Below are 18,230 nucleotides of genomic sequence, written 5' to 3' on the forward strand. Positions count from 1 at the left end.
ATCGCTACGTGCCGTACGCGGCGGAGATCTGGCCGACGAGGACGGCGAACGGCATGTCGAGGGCCTCGTACACCGCGCCGGCCTTGGGCGCGGCGTTGTCGCCGAGGATCTCGACCATGAGCGTGGCGTAGTCGCTGACGATCACACCCGCCTGCTGGAGCCGGATGAGGCCCGCCTCCCGCTTGGCGTCGGAGAACGTTCCGGACGCGTCGAGCGCCACGTAGGTGTCGTAGCCCTCCGCGGCGGCCGCGATGGCGGGGAGTGAGGCGCACACCTCCAGCGAGATGCCCGTGAAGATGAGCTTGCGGCGCCCGGTGGACGTGATGCTCTCGCGTACCCGGTCGTCGTGCCAGGCGTTGACGGTGCTGCGGTCGATGACCTTGACCGTGTCGGGGAGGACATCGGCCAGTTCGTCGATGAGCGGGCCTCACAGACTGTCCGCGGAGGTGGTGGTGACGACGGTCGGGACCTGGAGGACCTGTGCCGCCTTCGCCAAGGCCACCACGTTGTGCTTGAGCTCCAGCAGATCGGTGTCCCGGACGCCGCTGTAGAGGCATACCTGGTGGTCGACGAGGACCAGCGCGCTGTTGTCGGGGGTCAGGAACTCGTGGAACTTGGTGTCCGACATGCTGCACACTCCTGCAGTCGGGGGATGGAACCGTCCAAAATAGTCAAAATCAGTGACTTCTTTCGACGCTAACTCTCACCCCGGCGCGGTGCAAGCGCACGCCGCGGCGGCGGCACAGTCCCTGGTTGCGGAAGACGCGACCCCGGTGCGCGGCGGGGAGGCCGCGTGCCGGGGTCGCGTCGTCGTACGCGGCCGCCCTACCGGCCGCGTGCCACCCGGAACGAGCGGATGACGGTCTGGTCGACGGTGTTGCCCGAGGTGTCCGCAGCGGTGAGGCGGACCGAGGCGTAACCGCCGGCCGAGGGCGGCGTCAGTTTGACGAAGCCGCGGTCGCCCACGCGCCGGACCGTGAGGGTCTTCCAGCTCCGGCCGTCGTCGAAGGAGACCTGGACACCCAGCTTCCGGGTGGCCGCCGTGCCGCCGCGCTCGGCCGTCACGGTGAAGAGGTACGGGCGGCCGCCCGTGACGGTGCCCGAGCCGCCCAACGGGCCGCCGAGCCGGACGTTCATCAGCGGGAGCTCGGCCGGTTCCGGTCCGGCCGGGCGTGCCGAGGCGAAGGTCCAGGTGGCGGATGCCCTGCTGCCCAGACTCGACCAGCCGACCTTGCGCGTGCCGGACGAGGTCAGGGTGTAGGCGGCCTTCTCGTACGGGACCGCCGTGTCGAGCCGTCCCAGGGAGTCCAGCGACGCGATCTTCTCACCGTCGCGGTAGAGGGTCGACGAACCCGTGGTGTCGCGTGCCTCGCCGGAGTGGGTCGGGGTGTCCGCGGCGGTCGAGGAGAACAGGCCGGGGGTGAGGAACATCCGGTCCTCGACGCGCACGGCGTCCACCGACCGGGCGCGCAGCGGCGCCAGGTTCCAGCCCCGGGTGTAGCTCCTGCCCGGCGTGAACCGCGTGGTGCCCGCGAACTGGATCTCGTCGTAGCCCGCGGTGCCCTGCGCGCGCATACCGAGGGTGCGGTCCCAGACGATCGCCGGGTCGTCGGTGTAGTACCGGGTCTGCCTGCCGGGGACGGGGATCTGGTTGCCGTCGACGAAGGTGACGGCGCCGTAGGTCGGGACCGGGGTGTCGATCCGCACCCCGAGCGGCTTGCCGCCCTGGTCGGCGTACGTCTCCTCGACCCGGGCGAGGGAGCGGTCGTGCACGGGGCGGGTCAGGGTGGCGGGGATGGCGCCCTTGCTGTTGACGGCCAGGTTGTAGGCGTAGCTCGAGGCCGGCCTGCCGGCGGTACCGCGTACCGTGCCGCTCCAGCGCTGGGTGGCGAGGAACCAGAACGGGTGACTGCTGACCTTCGTGGTCGGCGTGGCGTAGACGCGGCTGCCCGGGAAGCCCAGCACGAACTTCTGGGTGCCGTACCGGCCGTCCGCGCTGATCGAGGTCGTACTGGCGAAGATGCCGTCGTTCTGGGCGCCGTGCCTGTCGACGGTGAGGTCGACCGGCTTCGCCTTGCGGCCGTCGAGGACGATCGGGGTGTCGGTGGTGAGGCTGACGCCGGGCCGGGAGAAGAGGACCGAGGTCTGCGCCACGGGGTCGAACTTGCTCGCGGAGATGTCGTACTCGCTCTCCGGAAGCTGCATGGACACCTTGCCGTCGGCGTCCGTGGGGAGGCTGTACTGCAGGCCGGTCCGGCTGTCGAAGGCGGAGACGCTGATGTCCGGTCCGACTGGCTTGCCGTCGAGGCCGAGGACGGTCAGCGACAGGGCGTGGGTGAGGGGTTCGGCGTAGACGCCGAAGGCGTCGCGGACTGTGGTGGCGCCGTCGTCCGTGGTGGCCACGACAGAACCGCCGTAGGCCCCCGCCATCGTGTCGTCCACGGTGGCGGTGATGCCGGCGGACGCCGTGCCCCCGGCCGGGACGGTCACGGTGTCGGCCGACAGGGCGAAGGCCGCCGCGGGCGCGGCCTTGCCCCTGGGCCCGTACGCGTCGACGGAGAGGTGGAGCGTGACGTCGTCGGCGCCGTCGTTGGTGTAGGTGACGGTGCCGGTCCGGGTGACGTCGTCGTGCGGATAGTCGGCCTTGCCCAGGCTGATGCTGCCGGAGGTGGCGCGTACGTCCTGCTCGGCGGCGCGGGCCACGTCCAGCCGGCCGGTGCCCTGGTCGTAGGCGGTCAGGCCGGGCAGTCCCTTGGCGGCGCTGGTGAGCGCCGACTTGAAGTCGGCGGCCTTCCACTCCGGGTGCTTCTGGGCGAGCAGCGCCACCGCCCCCGTGACGTGCGGGGTCGCCATCGAGGTGCCGGACGCGGTGACGTACGAGGGGCCGGCGGGGTCGCCCATGGCGGTGCCCGCGGCGCGGGCCGCGGTGATGTCCTGGCCGGGGGCGACGATGTCGGGCTTGACGGCGAAGTCCCCGATCCGCGGACCGCGGCTGGAGAAGCTGCTGAGCGCGTCCTGCTTGGTGGTGCTGCCGACGGTGAGCGCGGAGTCGGCGATGCCGGGGGAGCCCACGGTCCCGCCGAAGTAGTCGGCCGCCGGGGCGCCTTCGTTGCCGGCCGCGATCACGAACAGGGTGCCGTGCTCGGCGGTCAGCGCGTCGACGGCCTCGGTGAGCGGGTCGGTCTGCGCGTAGGGGGCGGAGCCCAGGCTGAGGTTGACGGCTGTCGCGCCCGACTCGGCCGCCCAGGTCATACCGTTGATGACGGCGTCGTCGGGGCAGAAGCCGTCGTCGGTGCAGACCTTGCCGATCAGCAGCTCGGCGTCGGGGGCGACGCCCCTGTACGTCCCGTCGGAGGCCGAGCCGGTGCCGGCGATGGTGGAAGCGGTGTGGGTGCCGTGGCCGTTGCCGTCCACCACCGAACCGGTGCCGGTGAAGTCCCTGGCGCGGTCGCCGCCCGCCTTGTCCGCGAGGTCGGGGTGGGTGGGGTCGTAGCCGGTGTCGAGGTCCGCGACGGTGACGCCCTTGCCGGTGACGTGCGCACCCGTCGAGTCGACGCTGTCCCAGACCTTCGGGGCGCCGATGATGCGGGTGCTCTCGGCGAGGGCGACCCGGCTGACACCGTTGAGCCACACCTTGTCCAGCGGACCGCGAAGCCCCTGCGACCCGCTGACGAACGTCCAGAAAGCGGCGGCGTCCCGCTTGGCCGGGGCTACGCTGCCCCCGTTCAGGACGTCCAGCGTCCGGGTGATCCTGGCGCCGTGCCGCAGGATCGCGCCGCGGGCGGCGGCGGACGTGCCGCGGCGGCTGGAGTAGATCAGCCGCAGTGAGTCGCTCGAGGCGTCGTCGTACCCGGCGTCGAGCTGCTCGGTGACGTCGAACAGGCGCGGGTCGAGCTTCCCGGCGGCCAGGAGCGGCTGCGCGTCCGACGGAACCACGGAGATGTGGTGGTCGGCCCCGTGCCACTGGTGCGACACCTGGAAGCCGATGCGTGTGCGGCCGGGGCCGGGTCGGACGCCCACTCCGGGAGTACCACTGGCGCCGCCGGTGACGGTGACCTTGTCACCGGTGATCAACGTGAGGGTGCGGACCGTTCTGCCTTCGGACGACGCGATACCGGCGTCGGGTCTGACGGTCATGGGGGCCGGCGACGCCTGGGCGGCGCCGGGCACGGCCCCCGCGAGCAGACCGGCGAGTGCCGGCAGCAGGGCCCATCGGGCGTGTATGCGCATGTGTGAGTACCTTCGAGCCGCCCGGGAGACCTGTGCGCGGACGGCGGACAGTTGGGGGCCCGGCGGTCGCCGGACACCCGGGACCCGGTCCGGGAGCCCGGCGTCGGGGTGCTGACGCCCCGCTCGGTTCGAACTCCGGATCGAGTCCTGGTCACGAGCGACGAGAAAAGCACATTTGATCAAGGTTGCCTAGCGGTCTGCGCCGCCGCGGGGGAATCCGCATCCTCTCCCGGTTCCACGCGGGGCCCTGGCGGGGCGGGAGGCGGCCCGCACTGACGGCACGCCAGATCCTGGGCGGCGGGCGGCGGGCGGCGGGCGGCGGGCGGTGACCGTGCCGTCCGAATGCCGGCACCGGTCGGGATGTTGACCGCCCCGGGTTTGGTTACTAACTTACGAACATCGCTCCGAGTTGGTTAACGAGTTTCGGCCCCGGGGGGTCGGATCTCCCTGCCGACGTGCCGAGTGACCACGCCTCCGTCCCCTGACCGCCCCACCGTCCACGCGACCCGGCCGGCGGCCGGCCAGGCCGGAGGCGTGCCGCACAGCGAAGCCAACTCCTCACCAACGAGGTACCCATGCGGATTCCTGTACTCGCACTGACCGCGGCGTCAGCCATGGTGGCCGCCCTCGCCCTGCCGGCCGGAGCCACGGCCGCCGCGTCGGCCGCGGCCGGGACCGACGGCGGCGGCCGCCGCTTCGACCAGCCGTACTCCGGGTTCGCGCCCGCGGGCACCGTGCTGCGGCCGGCCTCCCCCAGGGCCGCCGGACTCGACCCGGCCCCGATCGCCGCCTTCGAGGAGCAGGTCGCCGCCTGGGCGGACCCGGCGAGCGGCGCCGGTTATCTCTTCCCCGGTGCCACCAGTCTGATGGTCCACGACGGCAAGGTCGTCGAGCGCGGTGCCACCGGTTACGCGACGCGGTACTCGGCCCCTCGGACCGAGTTGCCCGAGGACCAGTGGGCACCCGCGCGCACCGACACCATCTACGATCTGGCCTCGCTGTCGAAGCTGTTCACGTCCCTGGTGGCCGTACAGCAACTGGAGGCCGCAACGATCCGGCTCGACAGCCCGGTCGCCGACTACCTGCCCGAATTCGCGGTGCACGGCAAGGGCGCCATCACCATCAGGCAGTTGCTCACCCACACCTCCGGCCTCGCGCCCGACCCCGAGCCGGCGCTGTGGCAGGGCTACCCCGACATCCCGTCACGGGTGAAGGCCATTCTGGACACCACGCCGGTGAACCCGGCCGGGACGACCTACACCTACTCCGACCTCAACATGCTCACGATGCAGCTGGTGCTGGAGAAGGTGACCGGGCGGAGCCTCGACACCCTCGTCCGCGAGGACATCACGCGGCCCCTGCACATGACAGACACGGGATACAACCCACCGGCCTCGAAGCTGTCGCGGATCGCAGCGACCGAGTACGAGACCACCCCGGCGCGGGGTCTGGTGCACGGTCAGGTGCACGACGAGAACGCCTGGGCCATGGGTGGCGTCGCCGGGCACGCGGGCGTCTTCTCCACCGTCGACGACCTCGCCGTACTGGCCCAGGCCATCCTCAACGGCGGAACGTACCGCGGCCACCGGGTCCTCAGCCGGCACGGTGTCTCGCTGCTGGAGGAGAACTTCAACCAGGCCTTCCCCGGCGACTCGCACGGGCTCGGCTTCGAGCTGGACCAGATCTGGTACATGGGCGGTCTGTCCGGCCCGCGCACGCTGGGCCACACCGGCTTCACGGGCACCTCGCTGGTCATCGACCCCGAGTCGCGGTCGTTCGCCGTCCTGCTGACCAACCGGGTCCACGCCACACGTACCACCCCCTCCACCAACCCCGCCCGGCGCGGCATCGCCGGGGCCCTCGCCCAGGCGATGCGGGTCAAGGCGCCCGGCGCCGGCCGCTCGTGGTTCTCGGGACAGGGCGGCGGTGCCACCAGCACGCTGACCACCGGTCCGCTGAACGCCTCCGGGACGGTCGACGTCGACTTCAGGTCCTTCGTCAACACCGAATCGACGGATCGCCTCCGTCTCGAGGCCAGCTCCGACGGCGGTGCCACCTGGCAGCCCGTGACGCTGCGGGTCACCGGTACCGGTGCTCCCGCCGACGGTGTCACCTCGTTGTCCGGGCAGGCCGTACGCGCCTGGTGGCGGGTGCACGCGGAGGTCCCGAGCGCTGCGTCCGGTCTCGAACTGCGCTGGCGTTACACCACCGACTCGGTCTACGAGGGGCGTGGTGTGAACCTCAGCGGGCTGCGGGTCACCGACGGGACGCATGTCCTGCTCAACGGCGACAAGCCGGACGCCCCGCTGACCTCGGCCGGTTGGCGGGAACTTCCGGCGGGCGGAGGGCGGTGACGCCCGCGCCGGGGCGTCGGCTCCACGTTGACCTGCGGCAAGGCCCTCAGTAGGTTTCCCGCGTGGTGACCGAGAACACGGCTGACGACCTGCGGGACAGTGCCCTCCTGGTGCGCATCCGCTCGCTCCTGCCCGGCCTCGCCCGGGCGGAGCAGCGGGTCGCCCGGGCGGTGCTGGACAGCCCCGCCCGGACGGCCCGCCGGAGCATCTCCGAGGTGGCCGCGGCGGCGGGCACCAGCGAGACCACGGTGATCCGGTTCTGCAGGTCGATCGGACTGGACGGGTATCCCGCACTGCGGATCGCGATGGCCGCCGAGGCCGCCCGCGCCGGGACGCGCGCCGAGAGCCACCTGGGCGACGACATCACCTCCACCGACGACCTGGCCGGCGTCGTCGGCAAGGTCGCCTTCGCCGACGCACGGGCGGTGGAGGAGACCGGCGCGCAGCTGGACGTGGCGGTTCTCGCCGACGTGGTCGACGCGATGGCGGGTGCGGGACGCGTCGACGTGTACGGAGTGGGCGCGAGCGCCTTCGTGGCCGCCGACTTCCAGCAGAAGCTGCACCGGATCGGAAGGGTCGGCTTCGCCTGGAGCGACACGCAGATCATGCTGACGTCGGCGGCCGTGCTGCGGACCGGGGACGTGGCCTTCGGGCTCTCCCACACCGGCGCCACCGCCGACACCGTCGAGGCACTGCGGGTGGCCCGGAGGCACGGAGCCACCACGGTGTCCCTGACCAACTTTCCCCGCTCGCCCATCACCGAGGTCTCCGATCTCGTGCTGACCACCGCGGCGCGCGAGACCACGTTCCGGTCGGGCGCGATGGCCAGCCGCATCGCGCAGCTGACGGTCATCGACTGCCTGTTCATCGGTATCGCCCAGCGGCATCCGGAGCAGTCGGGGAAGGCCCTGGCGGCGACGTACGAAGCCGTCAGCGGGCAGCGTCTCGGCCCCCGCCCGGCCGGAGGCAGGCGGCCGAGGTGAACGGGATCGGCGCCCCGGCGCGCGCAGCGTCGCTCGGCCACCGGCCCGATCGGGGTTCGCGGCCCCGGCCACACGCCCCGGGCGTGACTCGCGCCTGGCCGGACGAGCGGCTGCGGCGGGCGGCACCGGGGCGCTGGGGCGAGCGGCACGCGGCGCCCCGGAGCTGATGGGGACCCGCGGGCACTGACCGAGGTCCGCTCAGACAGCGGCGTCGGTGAGGACCGCATCGCGGGTCCCGGTGCCGCCCAGCTCCTCGGTGATCGCGGCGGCCGCGCGCAGCAGCGCCGACTCCATCTCCGGCGCCCGCTCCGGCAGCGACGACGTGGTGCCCACCAGGGCCACCGTTGCCGCGACGTCGTGTTCGTCGAAGACGGCCGCGGCCAGCACCACCCCGTCGATGGAGGGCACCCGGATCCGGCTGAGACCGCGCGACCGGCACGGCTCCAGCGTGCCCTCGAGCTTGGTCCGCGCCTCGTCCGGAATCCGGGCCAGGTACCTCTTCGCCCGCTCCTCGTCCTTGGACAGCGCGACGAAGAGCCGGGTCTGCGCCGAGTCGGGTCCCAGGGTCGAACCGATCCGGACGGTGATCAGGATCGGGTGGGTGCCGGCCTCCGAGACGAGCGAGACCACAGGACCGGACGCACCCCACAACGACAGCACCACCGACCGGCCGGTCTCGACCGACAGCGCGTCCATGTGACGGGGAGCGATGTCCAGTACCCGCCGCTGGCCCTGGGCGACGGCGCCGAGCTGCAGCAGCAGCCGCCCGGGCATGTACGCCGTCGCGTCGTCCGGCACGCGTTCGAGGATCTCGTCGAGCACCATGGAGGTGAAGTAGCGGTGCAGGGTGGTCCGGTTGAGGCCGATCTGGGCGGCGGCCTCGGCCACGGTGACCTTCGGTTTGTTGAGCGTGAACAGACGCAGGATCTCCGCGACGCGGTGCACCGCCTGGATGTCGCCGGTGCCGCCCCCGCTGCTCAAGCCCACTCCTCACGTCGTTATCACGCCGAGCGGACTCTACCGAGCGACCGGCGTGCGGTTCAAATGGACAGGAGCCCCGCGGCGTTCCCTCCCGTCATCGACTTGATGTCGGCGGGTGCCACGCCCTCGTCCAGCAGCACGCGGACCATCCTGCGGTACGCGGTGACCGGCAGCGGGTTGCCCTTCTGGCCGAGGTCGGAGGAGAGGATGGTCCGGCCGGGACCGGCCGCCCGGTAGAAGTCGGCGATCCGGTCGAACGGCCTGTCCTTCGGCTCCCGGCCGACCAGCATCGCCAGGCAGTGCTCCACGAAAGCGCCCTTGCGGCACCAGTCGCCGATGAGCGAGGGCGAAGCGCCGAGGACGAAGTCGGGATGGCTGATCACGATCCGCGTCACGCCCGCCTCGAGCGCCCCGGGGATCAGCACGTCGATCTCGGCGGCCGGCAGGTGCCCGCAGTTGAGGATCCCGGACTCGGCGGCGATCACGTCGAGGATGTCACGGGTGGCGGCGTTGAGCCTGCCGGTTGCGTCGAGCACGCTGATCGGCTCGTTCTCGCGCAAGGGCACGCCCGCGATCGGGAAACCGCTGTGGTTGTGCGCGTGGAACTCCAGGTGCGCCCGCGACGCGATGGTCGGGAACCACACGACCTTGCCGCCCATGCGCAGGGCCAGTTCGACCGCGTACGGGTTGAGCCCGCCGACGGTGTGGTTGAGGGCGACGCCCCCGTAGACCTTGACCGGGATGTCCTGCAGGCCGGCCTGTTCCAGCGCCAGGATGTCGGTCTGCATGCTGTGGTGGTGCGATTTCGCCACCAGGGCGCGGAATCCGAGGGACGCGGCGTCGGCGGCGGCGTCCATGATGGACATCCGGCGCGGGAACGGGCTGGGGCCGGGATGGGTGTGGAGGTCCACGGCGCCGGTGAGCAACTCGTCGGCCTCCGGGTCGGCCCGCAGCCGGTCGGCGTCCAGCGTCGGGTCCCACAGCTCGTTCACCGTCTGCGTCATGCGTTCGTCCTCGTCTCGTGTCGTTTCGTGCCGGGTGATGGCTACTTGACGGCCAGCGCGTTGGGAGGCGATCCGACGCCTCCCTCCAGGTTGAGCGGCTTGGCCGTCAGCAGGAACTCGTAGGTGCCGTCCGCGGCGCAGTCCTCGGCCAGTTCGTCGAGCTTCCACAGCTCGCCGATGATCAGGCCGAGCAGCGCGATGAGCGGGCGGTGCATCATGCCGTTGTGGGAGGGGCCGCGCGGGGGCGGCGGTTCGTCCGGGTCCACCCATCCGGAGCCCGGATCGACCGGGAACGACTCCAGGCCGCCGTTGTCCGACGCGGCGAGGGAGATCCCGTGGTCCCACAGCCACGCGAGCATCTCCTCCGACTGGTGCAGTCCCGGGCTGCCGGTGCGGGCCGCGCGCTGTTCCGGCGTGGACTCGAGCCAGTGCCGGGCCCATCCGGTGTGCAGCAGCAGGATGTCGCCCGAGCGGACCTCGACCCCGAAGTGCCGGGCCATGGCGTTCAGATCGGCCGGCGTGATGCCCCGGGGCGCGTTCGGTGCCAGCGGTTCACCGATGCTGTCGAACCAGCGGACGGCGTCGAGGAGGATGCCCCGGCCCACGATGCCCTTCTCGGCGAGCAGCTGGATGCCGAGCGAAGGCGTGCCCTCGTCGATGTCGGCCTCCGCGACGCCGCCGTAGAAGCCGTACCGGGGATGGCGGATGTGCCGCAGTCCGTCCACTTGGGATGTGGACTGCAGGTAGAACGAGTCCAGCCAGTCGTCGCGGTGATGCGGGTTGTTCGCGAAGATGTGGTGCGCGGTCGGCGGCCGCGTGCCGGCCAGGCTGGGCACGAACGTGTTGATCGGGTAGTCCAGGTTGAACGCCCGGCCGCGCCGGACCAGGGCCGCGCCGTCGAGGGCGGTCTGCGGGGTCAGGAAGTTCAGCGTGCCGAGCTGGTCGCCCGGGCCGAACAGGTGCCACGACGATCCCGGAGGGGCGTCGGTACGGCGCAGCAGCTCCTCATACCGGGGAACGGTCGGAGCGCCGGGGTTCTTCATCGGTCCTCCAGGATCGGGGGCGGGACGTGCGCATCCACGGCAGCAGGAACGGCACGGCGACGGCGTTGAGCAGGAACAGCAGGAGGTACGCCGGGACGTAGTCCCCGGTCGCCGAGTAGACCTGACCGAGGAGCAGCGGGCCGGTCGCGGAGCCCAGGCTCGTCCACGTCTGGAACTGGGCGAACTTCCGGGCGAAGTCGTCGATCCCGAACAGTTCCACGATCACCTGCGAGCGGATCAGGATGGTGATGCCCAGGCTCTGCCCGATCAGCACGGCCCCGAGGAACAGGACCCACCCGGACGGCGCCACCCCGACCAGGGCCACTCCCACGGCCTGCGCGCAGAAGCTGGCCACCGTCCAGCGGTGCAGGCCGAGACGCCGGATACCGGCGCTGCCGATCCACCGTGAGGCGACCGCCGCACCGGTGGCGGCCGAGACCGCCAGGCGCGCGCCGGTGAAGTCCCGGGACAGCCCGGTCGCCACGATGTAGGAGGTCGCGCCCAGTTGAGAGGCGCTGACCAGGCCGAACGCCACGACCAACGGCCAGTGCGGGAGCAGCCGCGCCGTTCCCGCCGCGGCGGTGGGCGTGCGTGCCGGAGCGGATCGTGCCGTCGCCCACGAGCCGAGCGCCAGCGCGCCGCAGCTGATCACCAGGAAACCCGCCGCGACGACCAGGAAGGAGCGGGCGATCGCCGCCTGGGTGGTCAGCAGCAGCGCCAGCACAGGCGAGACCAGGATGCCGCCGGCCGAGGAGCCGGAGGTCGCCAGCGCCATCCCGGCCGTGGGTCTGCCGTCGAAGACCCGTACCAGCACGATCGTCCCGACGACGACGAGTCCGCCGCTGAAGATGGCGCCCAGCGTCGCGAACGCGACGATGACGACGGTCCCGGTGGGACGGACGGCCATCGCCGTGATGGCCGCCGTCCCTCCCAGTACCGCGCCCAGCATCACCAGGTTCGGCCTGCGCTGTCCGAGCCGGGCGAACAACGGCCCGGTCAGCGCGCCCACCACGAAGAAGCCGGTACTCGCCAGGGAGAGCTCCGCCGCGCTCACGGTGCCCGAGCGCAGGAACGCCGCGATGTAGACCGGGATGCCGTACACCGCGACACCGCTGCCGGCGGTCTGCAGGACGAACACGGCTACGGCGACGGGCGTGGCTTTCCGGTCCGGGCGCATACCTGGCCTTCGTGGGGAGTGTCATGCCTTCGCGCCGGCTCGTTCGCCCACCGTGTTCAGGTCGACCCCGCGGGTCTCCGGCCCGGCCGAGACGGCCGCCAGGATGATCAGCCCGCCGAACGCGGAGAGGATCCCCGCGGTGTAGTGGAAGGGCACGAGGTGGGCCAGCCACAGCTGGTAGTAGGAGAAGAACGCGGGGATGACGACCGCGGTGCTGTAGGCGACGCCCCAGCCCGACGACCGGACCGCGGTGGCGAAGCGTTCGTTGATGTAGGCCGGGAGCACGCCGAGCGAGCCGACGATGAACACGTTGGTCAGCGAGGCCAGGGCGGTCAGTCCGAGCCAGCCGTGCACGTGCCCGCCGCCCATCAGGGTGAGCGTGACCGGTGTCAGCAGGACCGTGGTCGACGCGGCGATGTAGAGCGCGCGCTTGCGGCCGATCCGGTCGCTCAGCCAGCCGTAGAAGAGGTAGGTCGCCATGCCCGGCCACGCGTTGATCAGCTGGGTGTGCGCCAGGTCCGACGCGGTGTACCCCTTGTTGGACAGCAGCAGTTGCGGCATGACGCTGCCGAGCATGTTCACCGCGAAGAACACGCCGGTCATGATGAGGTAGGACTGCAGGAACGCCCGGCCGGACGAGCCCTTGAGCATGTCGCGCAACGGCGACTTGGACCGTGCCGTCTCCTTGTAGACGTCCGAGTCCTCGACCCGCCGGCGCAGGAACCAGGCGACTCCCCAGGACATCAGGGCTCCGATGACGAACGGGATCCGCCAGCCCCACTGGACGTACGGCGAGTGCAGCCCGGCGTTCGGCGCGAACAGCAGGACGATCGAGGTGAGCACGGCCACGAAGAACGGGCCGCCGCTGGCCGAGCACTGGATGAGCGCGCCGGTGAATCCCCGGCGTCCCTCGGGTGCGTACTCCAGCGCCATCGGCGTGGCGGCGGTGTACTCCCCGCCGAGGAAGATGCCTTCGACGAACCGCAGCCCGATCAGCAGCGTCGTGGCCAGGGTGGCGCCGACGACCTCGGCGCCCGGCAGCATCGCGATGAGCAGGGAGATCGTGCCGAATCCGTAGATGGTGACGGATCCGACCTTGCGGCGGCCGATCCGGTCCGCGAAGTGACCGAACAGCAGGGCGCCGATCGGCCGGCCGATCAGGGTCGCGGCGAAGGTCATGCCGACGAAGACCGAGAGCTGGCTGGGGGAGAGGTCGGACTGGAAGTAGACCATCGCGGGCAGCAGGGCCGTCGATGCCACGTAGATGGAGTAGGAGTCGACGGCGAATCCGGCCCAGGCGCTGGTGATCGCCCGCCGTCTGCGGGCCCGTAGGTCGGTGTCGGCGGATCTGGCGACTTCGGTGGTGGAGGACATGGCGAGGGTCCCTTCGGCGTTGAAGGCACGGTGTGCGGGGATGAGGTCAGTTGCCCGGTGCGGGGTACTCGTCGGCGTTGAGCACCCAGCCGGGCTGGGCGGAGAAGTCGTGGCGCGGCCCGGCGAAGATGTCGATCAGGTGGTTCACGCCGGAGCCGATGGCCTGTGAGGTGTGGACGGTGGGCGGCGGGATGATGGCGACCGAGGGGCTGCCGACGCGGGCGTGGTCCTCCGGCCGCCAGGCCGTGGCGTCGGGGCCCCACGGCGTCTGGATGTGGTGGATGTAGGTGCCCGCGACGACCAGGCTGCACTGCTCGAAGTCGTCGTGCGTGTGCGGCGAGAGCCTGCGCGGATCACGGGGGCCGTCGCCCGGCTCGAAGAAGCCGACCATGAAGGCGCGGGTCCGGAAGAGCCGGCCGAACCGCTGAGGATCCTCCGGCACGTCCGCCATCAGGTAGGTGCGCCAGCGGTAGCCGCCGACCGGCTCCGGCCACGGCTCCAGCGGTGCGACCCGCGGGTGCGGCTCGGCGTAGCGGTCGGCGTTGGCCGCCCGCTTCGCCCACGCGGCCTCGTCGGACTGGATCAGCTGGACGATCGTCCCGGAACCCGTGCTGACGATCTCACTGGCACCGGGCGGGACGACGACCAGCGCCGGGCCGGTGACCGTGAGCTCCTCGCCGGATCCGGTGCCGCGCATGGAGCTGGTGTCGTCGATCAGCAGCACGACCTGTTCGGATGCCAGCTCGGCCGAGAAGATCGTGTCGCCGGGCTCCGGCCGGGTGTGGACCAGCACGAAGTTCTGGCCCCGCACGATCCACTGCCGGCTGCCCGCCTCGGTGACGGTTCCGGGGGCGGTGATCGAGAAGTCGTGGAACTCCGGTGCGGCGATCGCCTCTCCGGACCGCGGGGGCGCCTTCGCGGACAGTGCGGACCTCAGGTCGTCCTTGGTGTAGGTCATGCGTTCTCCTCGGCGTGCTCGAACCGCAGGTGCAGGTGTCCCTCGTGGTCCAGTCCCCGGCTGAGCCGCACGGGCGTGCCGACGCGCAGCGAGTCCGGATCGGCGTCCACGTGGGAGAGGACACGGGGGCCTTCCGCCAGTTCGACATAGGCGATGACAAAGGGTTCTCTTCCGGCGTAGTCGCCCTGACCGCGGTGGTTGACGGTGTAGGAGTGGACGGTGCCGGTACCGGACAGCGCCTCCCAGGCGAGGGCGGCCGACATGCAGTGCGGGCAGCGGGCGCGCGGGTACCAGATGAGCGTTCCGCAGTCGGCGCATCGGGGGAGTTCCAGCCGGCCCTCGGCCAGCGCTTCCTCCAGGCGGGCGAGGACGGGGTCGTGCGTGCTCATGCCTCCTCCGATCCGAGCAGCAGGGTGGCCGCGGCGGTGCGGAAGCCGAGGCTGCCGCCGTGGCCCTGGACCAGCCCGATCCGGCAGTCCGGCACCTGGACCTCCGGCGCCGCCTCGCCGCGCAACTGGCGGACGGCCTCGATGGTGCGGATCATGCCGCCGCGGGAATCGGGGTGGTTGTTGCACAGGCCGCCGCCGTCGGTGTTGAACGGCAGCCGGCCGTCGGCGCGCAGGGTGCCGCCGGTGACGAAGGCGCCGCCCTTGCCCTTCTCGCAGAAGCCGAGGTCCTCCAGGCTCATCAGCACGGTGATGGTGAAGGAGTCGTAGATCGAGACGTAGTCGACGTCCCGCGGTGTCAGCCCGGCCTCGGCGAAGGCGCGCGGACCGGACACCGCGGCGCCGGTGCGGGTCAGGTCGATCCGGCCGTTCGCGCTGTGCTTCACCGTCTCGCCGTGCCCCAGGATCTTGACGGTGCGGCGGGGGAGTGTGCGGGCGATCTCCTCGGACACGATGACCAGCGCGCCGCCGCCGTCGGTCGTGACGCAGCAGTCCAGCCGGTGCAACGGGTCCGAGATCAGCGGGGAGTTGACGACGTCCTCGATCGTTACCGGCTTGCGCAGCAACGCGTTCGGGTTGTACTGCGCGTGGTGTGCGGCCGCCACCTTGATCTCCGCGAGCTGTTCGGAGGTGGTGCCGTACTCGTGCATGTGCCGTCGTGCCGCCAGGGCGTATCCGGCGGGCACGGTGACGCCGTATCCCGCCTCGTAGGGGTGCTCGGGACCGCGGGCGCCGCCGGTGGTCCCCCCGCCGTTCAGCGGGAGCCCGGCCATCGCGACCAGGGCCACCCGGCACTTGCCGGCCGCGACGGCGGCCGCGGCGTGCCCCACGTGCATGGGGTAGGACGCCCCGCCGCCTTCCGTGACGTCCACGTACGACAGATCGGTCAGTCCGAGATGGTCGGCCATGGCGATCGAGCCGAGCCCGGGGACCTCCGAGCAGAAGAAGCCGTCGACGTCTGCGACGCCGAGCCCGGCGTCGGCGAGCGCGCCGTAGGCGACCTCCGCGAGCACCTGTGGCACGGTGCGGTCGGGGATCCTGCGCAGGGGGTGCTCGAAGGCTCCGGCTATGCGCGCGGACACCTGCCTGGTCATGCGGACTCCCCTCGCAGATCGACGGAGTAGGTCGCCTCGGTCAGTGCGGCGATCCGCTCCGGGGTGACGCCGGGGGCGCACTCGCGAAGCGTCAGGACGCCGTCGGTGAACTCGAACACGGCCAGGTCGGTGTAGACGCGGTCGACCACGCCCGGCCCGGTGAGCGGGAAGCTGCATCGCTCGCGCAGCTTGGGGCGTCCCTGCTTGTCGAGATGGGTCATCATCACCCAGACGCGGCGGGCGCCGGCCACCAGGTCCATCGCACCGCCCACCCCGGGGTTGCCGCCGGGGACCAGCCAGTTCGCGAGGTCGCCGTTCTCACCGACCTGCAGCGCGCCGAGCACGCACAGGTCCAGCCGGCCGCCCCTGGCGATGGCGAAGGACAGCGACGAGTCGAACGACGCCGCCCCCTCGACCAGCGTGACGGGGTTCTTGCCCGCGTCGGTGACATCCGGGTCCGGCGCGCCCTGAGGCGCCGGGCCGACGCCCAGCAGGCCGTGCTCGCAGTGGTAGACGATCTCCCTTCCCGGGGTGGCCTGTTCCGGCAGGAGCAGCGGCACACCGATGCCCACGTTCACGCACCAGCCGTCCACCAGGTCGTCGGCCACCCGCCGGGCGAGTTCCGCCCTGGTCAGGCCCTGCTGCGCAGTCGTCATCGGACCGTCTCCCCTGCGGTTTGCACGACGTGGTCCACGAACGGGCCCGGCAGGTGGATGTCGTCGGGCGGCAGGGAGCCGTCGCGTTCGATGTGGTCGGCCTGGACGATCGTGCAGCCGGCGGCCATCGCGGCCAGCGGGTTGAAGTTGCGGGCGCCCAGACGGAAGCGGAGGTTGCCGTAGCGGTCCGCCAAGTGCGCCTTCACCAGGGCGAAATCCGGCCGCAACGGCGACTCGAGCACGTACGTGCGGCCGTCGATCACCCGGCTCTCCTTCTCCGCCAGGGTCTCCCGGGCGCCGCCGCCCTCCCCGTAACGGACCACGAACCTGCCGTCGGCGAGCATCGTTCCGGCCGCGGTCGGGGTGTAGAACCCGCCGAGCCCCGAACCGCCGGCGCGCAGCCGCTCCGCCAGGGTGCCCTGCGGCACGAGTTCGATCTCGACGTCGCCGGCGAAGTACCGCCGGAAGAAGTCGGGGTTGACCGGGAAGGAGCAGGAGAGCCTGCGGACCCGGTTCTCCCTGAGCAGCCTGCCGATCCCGCGCTCGCCGGGCAGGCCGCGGCCGCCGTTGTTGGCGATGATGTGCAACCCGCGCACATCGCGGTCGCAGAGCGCGTCGATCAGGTCGAGAGGCACCCCGGTCTGCCCGAACCCGCCGATGGCGACGGACGAGCCGCTGCGGATCCCGGTCAGGCAGTCCACGGCGCCGGGCCGGATCTTGTCGATCATCGGACGGCCGCCGGCAGGGCTTCCCGCGCCTGCGCGAGTGTGCGCCGCGCGGCCGTGGAGATCATCCCGGTGTCGTTGCCGACCAGGATGAACCGGCAGCCCTGCTCCGCCCGCAGGCGGATCTGCTCCTCGCCGGCGACCACCGTGCCGACCGGCACACCGGCGCGGACCGCCGCCTTGATCGACCTCGTCACGGCGTCGTGCACGGCCGGCGAGCCGCCGGGCACCCCCAGGCTGAGCGAGAGGTCACCGGGCCCGATGAAGACCGCGTCCACACCGGCGACGGTGAGGATCGCCTCGATGTCCTCGACCGCCCCCTGGTCCTCGATCATCGCGATCCGTGCGACGTCCTCCTGACCCGCGCGAACGTACTCGGCCGACCCGCCGCCGATACTTCCCCACAACCCGGCACGCGCCGCCAGCCCCATCCCCCGGGTGCCGGCCGGAGGGAACAGGAGCTGTCGCATCGTCATCTCCGCCTGGGCGGCGTCGGAGACGTGCGGCACGAGGATCCCGGCCGCTCCCGCGTCGAGGTAGCGCTGGGCGTCGCCGTACCCGTGGTCGGTGACCCGGACCAGCGGCGCGACGTTCATGCGGGAGTAGAGCACCACCAGGGAGTACACGTCGCGGACCGAGAGCAGGGCGTGCTCCGTGTCGATGACCACGAAGTCGAACCCTGCCGCACCGATGATCTCGGCGATCTCCAGGGAGGGGATCTTGACGAACGTGCCGACCACGGGAGGGCCGGACGACTTCAACAACTGCTGGAACATGATCACGCTCTCCGATGGTCAGCAGTACGGAGTTCATATTACGAACACCCTGTTCGCGATACGCAGCATGGCACCGATGGGTCGACCGGGCAAGAGACGGAACGGGATCGGAAATCCGGGACCGGCAACGGGCCCAACGGGACGGCCGGTCCGCGCACTTCGCGGCCGGTGGGAGGGCCCGGTCCGGTGCGGATCACGGCACGCGGGAAGGGTCCGATCCGGTCATGCCGGGGACGGCCGGGTGCGTGCCGTGGACGATCGGAGGCCGGCCGTCGAGAGGCTGGTCGGGCGGACGTGCCGAGCCCGGTGGTCGGCTGCACACGACAAGAACCCGCCGGCCGCGGTCGCGCGGCCGGCGGGTTCACTTGGACGGCGTAGTCGCCGGTGAGGCTATGGGGGTGCGGGGCGCCGGTCGGAGATCGGCGAGGA

General features: G+C 71.6%; 16 protein-coding genes. 2 read left to right on the plus strand and 14 right to left on the minus strand.

What is annotated here, in order from left to right:
- Positions 1-4: 4 nt before the first annotated feature.
- The 3 genes from OIE69_RS40195 to OIE69_RS40205 all read right to left on the minus strand — a co-directional run bounded on the left by OIE69_RS40195 (position 5) and on the right by OIE69_RS40205 (position 4,230).
- Positions 5-418 carry an isochorismatase family protein gene (locus tag OIE69_RS40195; protein ID WP_326581548.1) on the minus strand — a complete coding sequence of 138 codons (414 nt, stop codon included), beginning with the start codon at positions 416-418 and terminating at the stop codon, positions 5-7.
- A gap of 9 nt (positions 419-427) precedes the next feature.
- Positions 428-628 (minus strand): cysteine hydrolase family protein, encoded by a 201-nt coding sequence (locus tag OIE69_RS40200; protein ID WP_326580261.1) that lies wholly within the window; start codon positions 626-628, stop codon positions 428-430.
- 197 nt (positions 629-825) lie between these two features.
- Positions 826-4,230 (minus strand): S8 family peptidase, encoded by a 3,405-nt coding sequence (locus OIE69_RS40205; RefSeq protein ID WP_326580263.1) that lies wholly within the window; start codon positions 4,228-4,230, stop codon positions 826-828.
- Between the two features lie 575 nt (positions 4,231-4,805).
- Here OIE69_RS40205 and OIE69_RS40210 point away from each other — a divergent pair.
- Positions 4,806-6,584: a serine hydrolase gene (locus OIE69_RS40210; RefSeq protein WP_326580265.1), complete on the plus strand. Its 1,779-nt coding sequence runs from the start codon at positions 4,806-4,808 to the stop codon at positions 6,582-6,584.
- A gap of 62 nt (positions 6,585-6,646) precedes the next feature.
- Positions 6,647-7,567, plus strand: a complete 921-nt coding sequence (locus tag OIE69_RS40215) for a MurR/RpiR family transcriptional regulator (protein WP_326580267.1) — start codon at positions 6,647-6,649, stop codon at positions 7,565-7,567.
- Between the two features lie 198 nt (positions 7,568-7,765).
- Here OIE69_RS40215 and OIE69_RS40220 read toward each other — a convergent pair whose 3' ends face one another.
- The 11 genes from OIE69_RS40220 to OIE69_RS40270 are packed head-to-tail and all read right to left on the minus strand — an operon-like array spanning position 7,766 to position 17,801.
- On the minus strand, positions 7,766-8,548 hold the full coding sequence (locus OIE69_RS40220; protein WP_326580269.1) for an IclR family transcriptional regulator: 783 nt from the start codon (positions 8,546-8,548) through the stop codon (positions 7,766-7,768).
- A 59-nt stretch (positions 8,549-8,607) separates the two neighbouring features.
- Complete coding sequence (locus OIE69_RS40225) at positions 8,608-9,552, minus strand: DUF6282 family protein (protein WP_326580271.1); 945 nt, start codon at positions 9,550-9,552, stop codon at positions 8,608-8,610.
- A gap of 41 nt (positions 9,553-9,593) precedes the next feature.
- Complete coding sequence (locus tag OIE69_RS40230) at positions 9,594-10,595, minus strand: cyclase family protein (RefSeq protein WP_326580273.1); 1,002 nt, start codon at positions 10,593-10,595, stop codon at positions 9,594-9,596.
- Positions 10,558-11,772: an MFS transporter gene (locus tag OIE69_RS40235; RefSeq protein WP_326580275.1), complete on the minus strand. Its 1,215-nt coding sequence runs from the start codon at positions 11,770-11,772 to the stop codon at positions 10,558-10,560. The genes OIE69_RS40230 and OIE69_RS40235 overlap by 38 nt, the downstream gene beginning before the upstream one ends.
- 21 nt (positions 11,773-11,793) lie before the next feature.
- Positions 11,794-13,146 carry an MFS transporter gene (locus OIE69_RS40240; protein WP_326580277.1) on the minus strand — a complete coding sequence of 451 codons (1,353 nt, stop codon included), beginning with the start codon at positions 13,144-13,146 and terminating at the stop codon, positions 11,794-11,796.
- Between the two features lie 46 nt (positions 13,147-13,192).
- On the minus strand, positions 13,193-14,104 hold the full coding sequence (locus OIE69_RS40245; protein WP_326580279.1) for a cupin domain-containing protein: 912 nt from the start codon (positions 14,102-14,104) through the stop codon (positions 13,193-13,195).
- Positions 14,101-14,493 (minus strand): Zn-ribbon domain-containing OB-fold protein, encoded by a 393-nt coding sequence (locus tag OIE69_RS40250; protein WP_326580281.1) that lies wholly within the window; start codon positions 14,491-14,493, stop codon positions 14,101-14,103. The genes OIE69_RS40245 and OIE69_RS40250 overlap by 4 nt, the downstream gene beginning before the upstream one ends.
- On the minus strand, positions 14,490-15,644 hold the full coding sequence (locus tag OIE69_RS40255; RefSeq protein WP_326580283.1) for a thiolase domain-containing protein: 1,155 nt from the start codon (positions 15,642-15,644) through the stop codon (positions 14,490-14,492). The genes OIE69_RS40250 and OIE69_RS40255 overlap by 4 nt, the downstream gene beginning before the upstream one ends.
- On the minus strand, positions 15,641-16,300 hold the full coding sequence (locus OIE69_RS40260; protein ID WP_326580285.1) for a 3-oxoacid CoA-transferase subunit B: 660 nt from the start codon (positions 16,298-16,300) through the stop codon (positions 15,641-15,643). The genes OIE69_RS40255 and OIE69_RS40260 overlap by 4 nt, the downstream gene beginning before the upstream one ends.
- A complete protein-coding gene (locus OIE69_RS40265; protein WP_326580288.1) occupies positions 16,297-17,028 on the minus strand; it encodes a CoA transferase subunit A in 732 nt (243 codons plus the stop codon). Before OIE69_RS40265 ends, OIE69_RS40260 begins: the two co-directional genes overlap by 4 nt.
- A complete protein-coding gene (locus OIE69_RS40270) occupies positions 17,025-17,801 on the minus strand; it encodes an HpcH/HpaI aldolase family protein (RefSeq protein WP_326581549.1) in 777 nt (258 codons plus the stop codon). The genes OIE69_RS40265 and OIE69_RS40270 overlap by 4 nt, the downstream gene beginning before the upstream one ends.
- Between the last annotated feature and the right edge of the window lie 429 nt (positions 17,802-18,230).

The sequence above is a fragment of the Actinacidiphila glaucinigra genome (assembly GCF_035918135.1).
Lineage (GTDB): Bacteria > Actinomycetota > Actinomycetes > Streptomycetales > Streptomycetaceae > Actinacidiphila > Actinacidiphila glaucinigra.

What these genes read in the sequence shown, in the direction of transcription:
- OIE69_RS40200 (WP_326580261.1), bottom strand. Translation starts at nt 628, where the DNA reads ATGTCGGACACCAAGTTCCACGAGTTCCTGACCCCCGACAACAGCGCG.
- OIE69_RS40205 (WP_326580263.1), bottom strand. Translation starts at nt 4,230, where the DNA reads ATGCGCATACACGCCCGATGGGCCCTGCTGCCGGCACTCGCCGGTCTG.
- OIE69_RS40210 (WP_326580265.1), top strand. Translation starts at nt 4,806, where the DNA reads ATGCGGATTCCTGTACTCGCACTGACCGCGGCGTCAGCCATGGTGGCC.
- OIE69_RS40225 (WP_326580271.1), bottom strand. Translation starts at nt 9,552, where the DNA reads ATGACGCAGACGGTGAACGAGCTGTGGGACCCGACGCTGGACGCCGAC.
- OIE69_RS40230 (WP_326580273.1), bottom strand. Translation starts at nt 10,595, where the DNA reads ATGAAGAACCCCGGCGCTCCGACCGTTCCCCGGTATGAGGAGCTGCTG.
- OIE69_RS40235 (WP_326580275.1), bottom strand. Translation starts at nt 11,772, where the DNA reads ATGCGCCCGGACCGGAAAGCCACGCCCGTCGCCGTAGCCGTGTTCGTC.
- OIE69_RS40240 (WP_326580277.1), bottom strand. Translation starts at nt 13,146, where the DNA reads ATGTCCTCCACCACCGAAGTCGCCAGATCCGCCGACACCGACCTACGG.
- OIE69_RS40245 (WP_326580279.1), bottom strand. Translation starts at nt 14,104, where the DNA reads ATGACCTACACCAAGGACGACCTGAGGTCCGCACTGTCCGCGAAGGCG.
- OIE69_RS40250 (WP_326580281.1), bottom strand. Translation starts at nt 14,493, where the DNA reads ATGAGCACGCACGACCCCGTCCTCGCCCGCCTGGAGGAAGCGCTGGCC.
- OIE69_RS40255 (WP_326580283.1), bottom strand. Translation starts at nt 15,644, where the DNA reads ATGACCAGGCAGGTGTCCGCGCGCATAGCCGGAGCCTTCGAGCACCCC.
- OIE69_RS40260 (WP_326580285.1), bottom strand. Translation starts at nt 16,300, where the DNA reads ATGACGACTGCGCAGCAGGGCCTGACCAGGGCGGAACTCGCCCGGCGG.
- OIE69_RS40265 (WP_326580288.1), bottom strand. Translation starts at nt 17,028, where the DNA reads ATGATCGACAAGATCCGGCCCGGCGCCGTGGACTGCCTGACCGGGATC.
- OIE69_RS40270 (WP_326581549.1), bottom strand. Translation starts at nt 17,801, where the DNA reads ATGTTCCAGCAGTTGTTGAAGTCGTCCGGCCCTCCCGTGGTCGGCACG.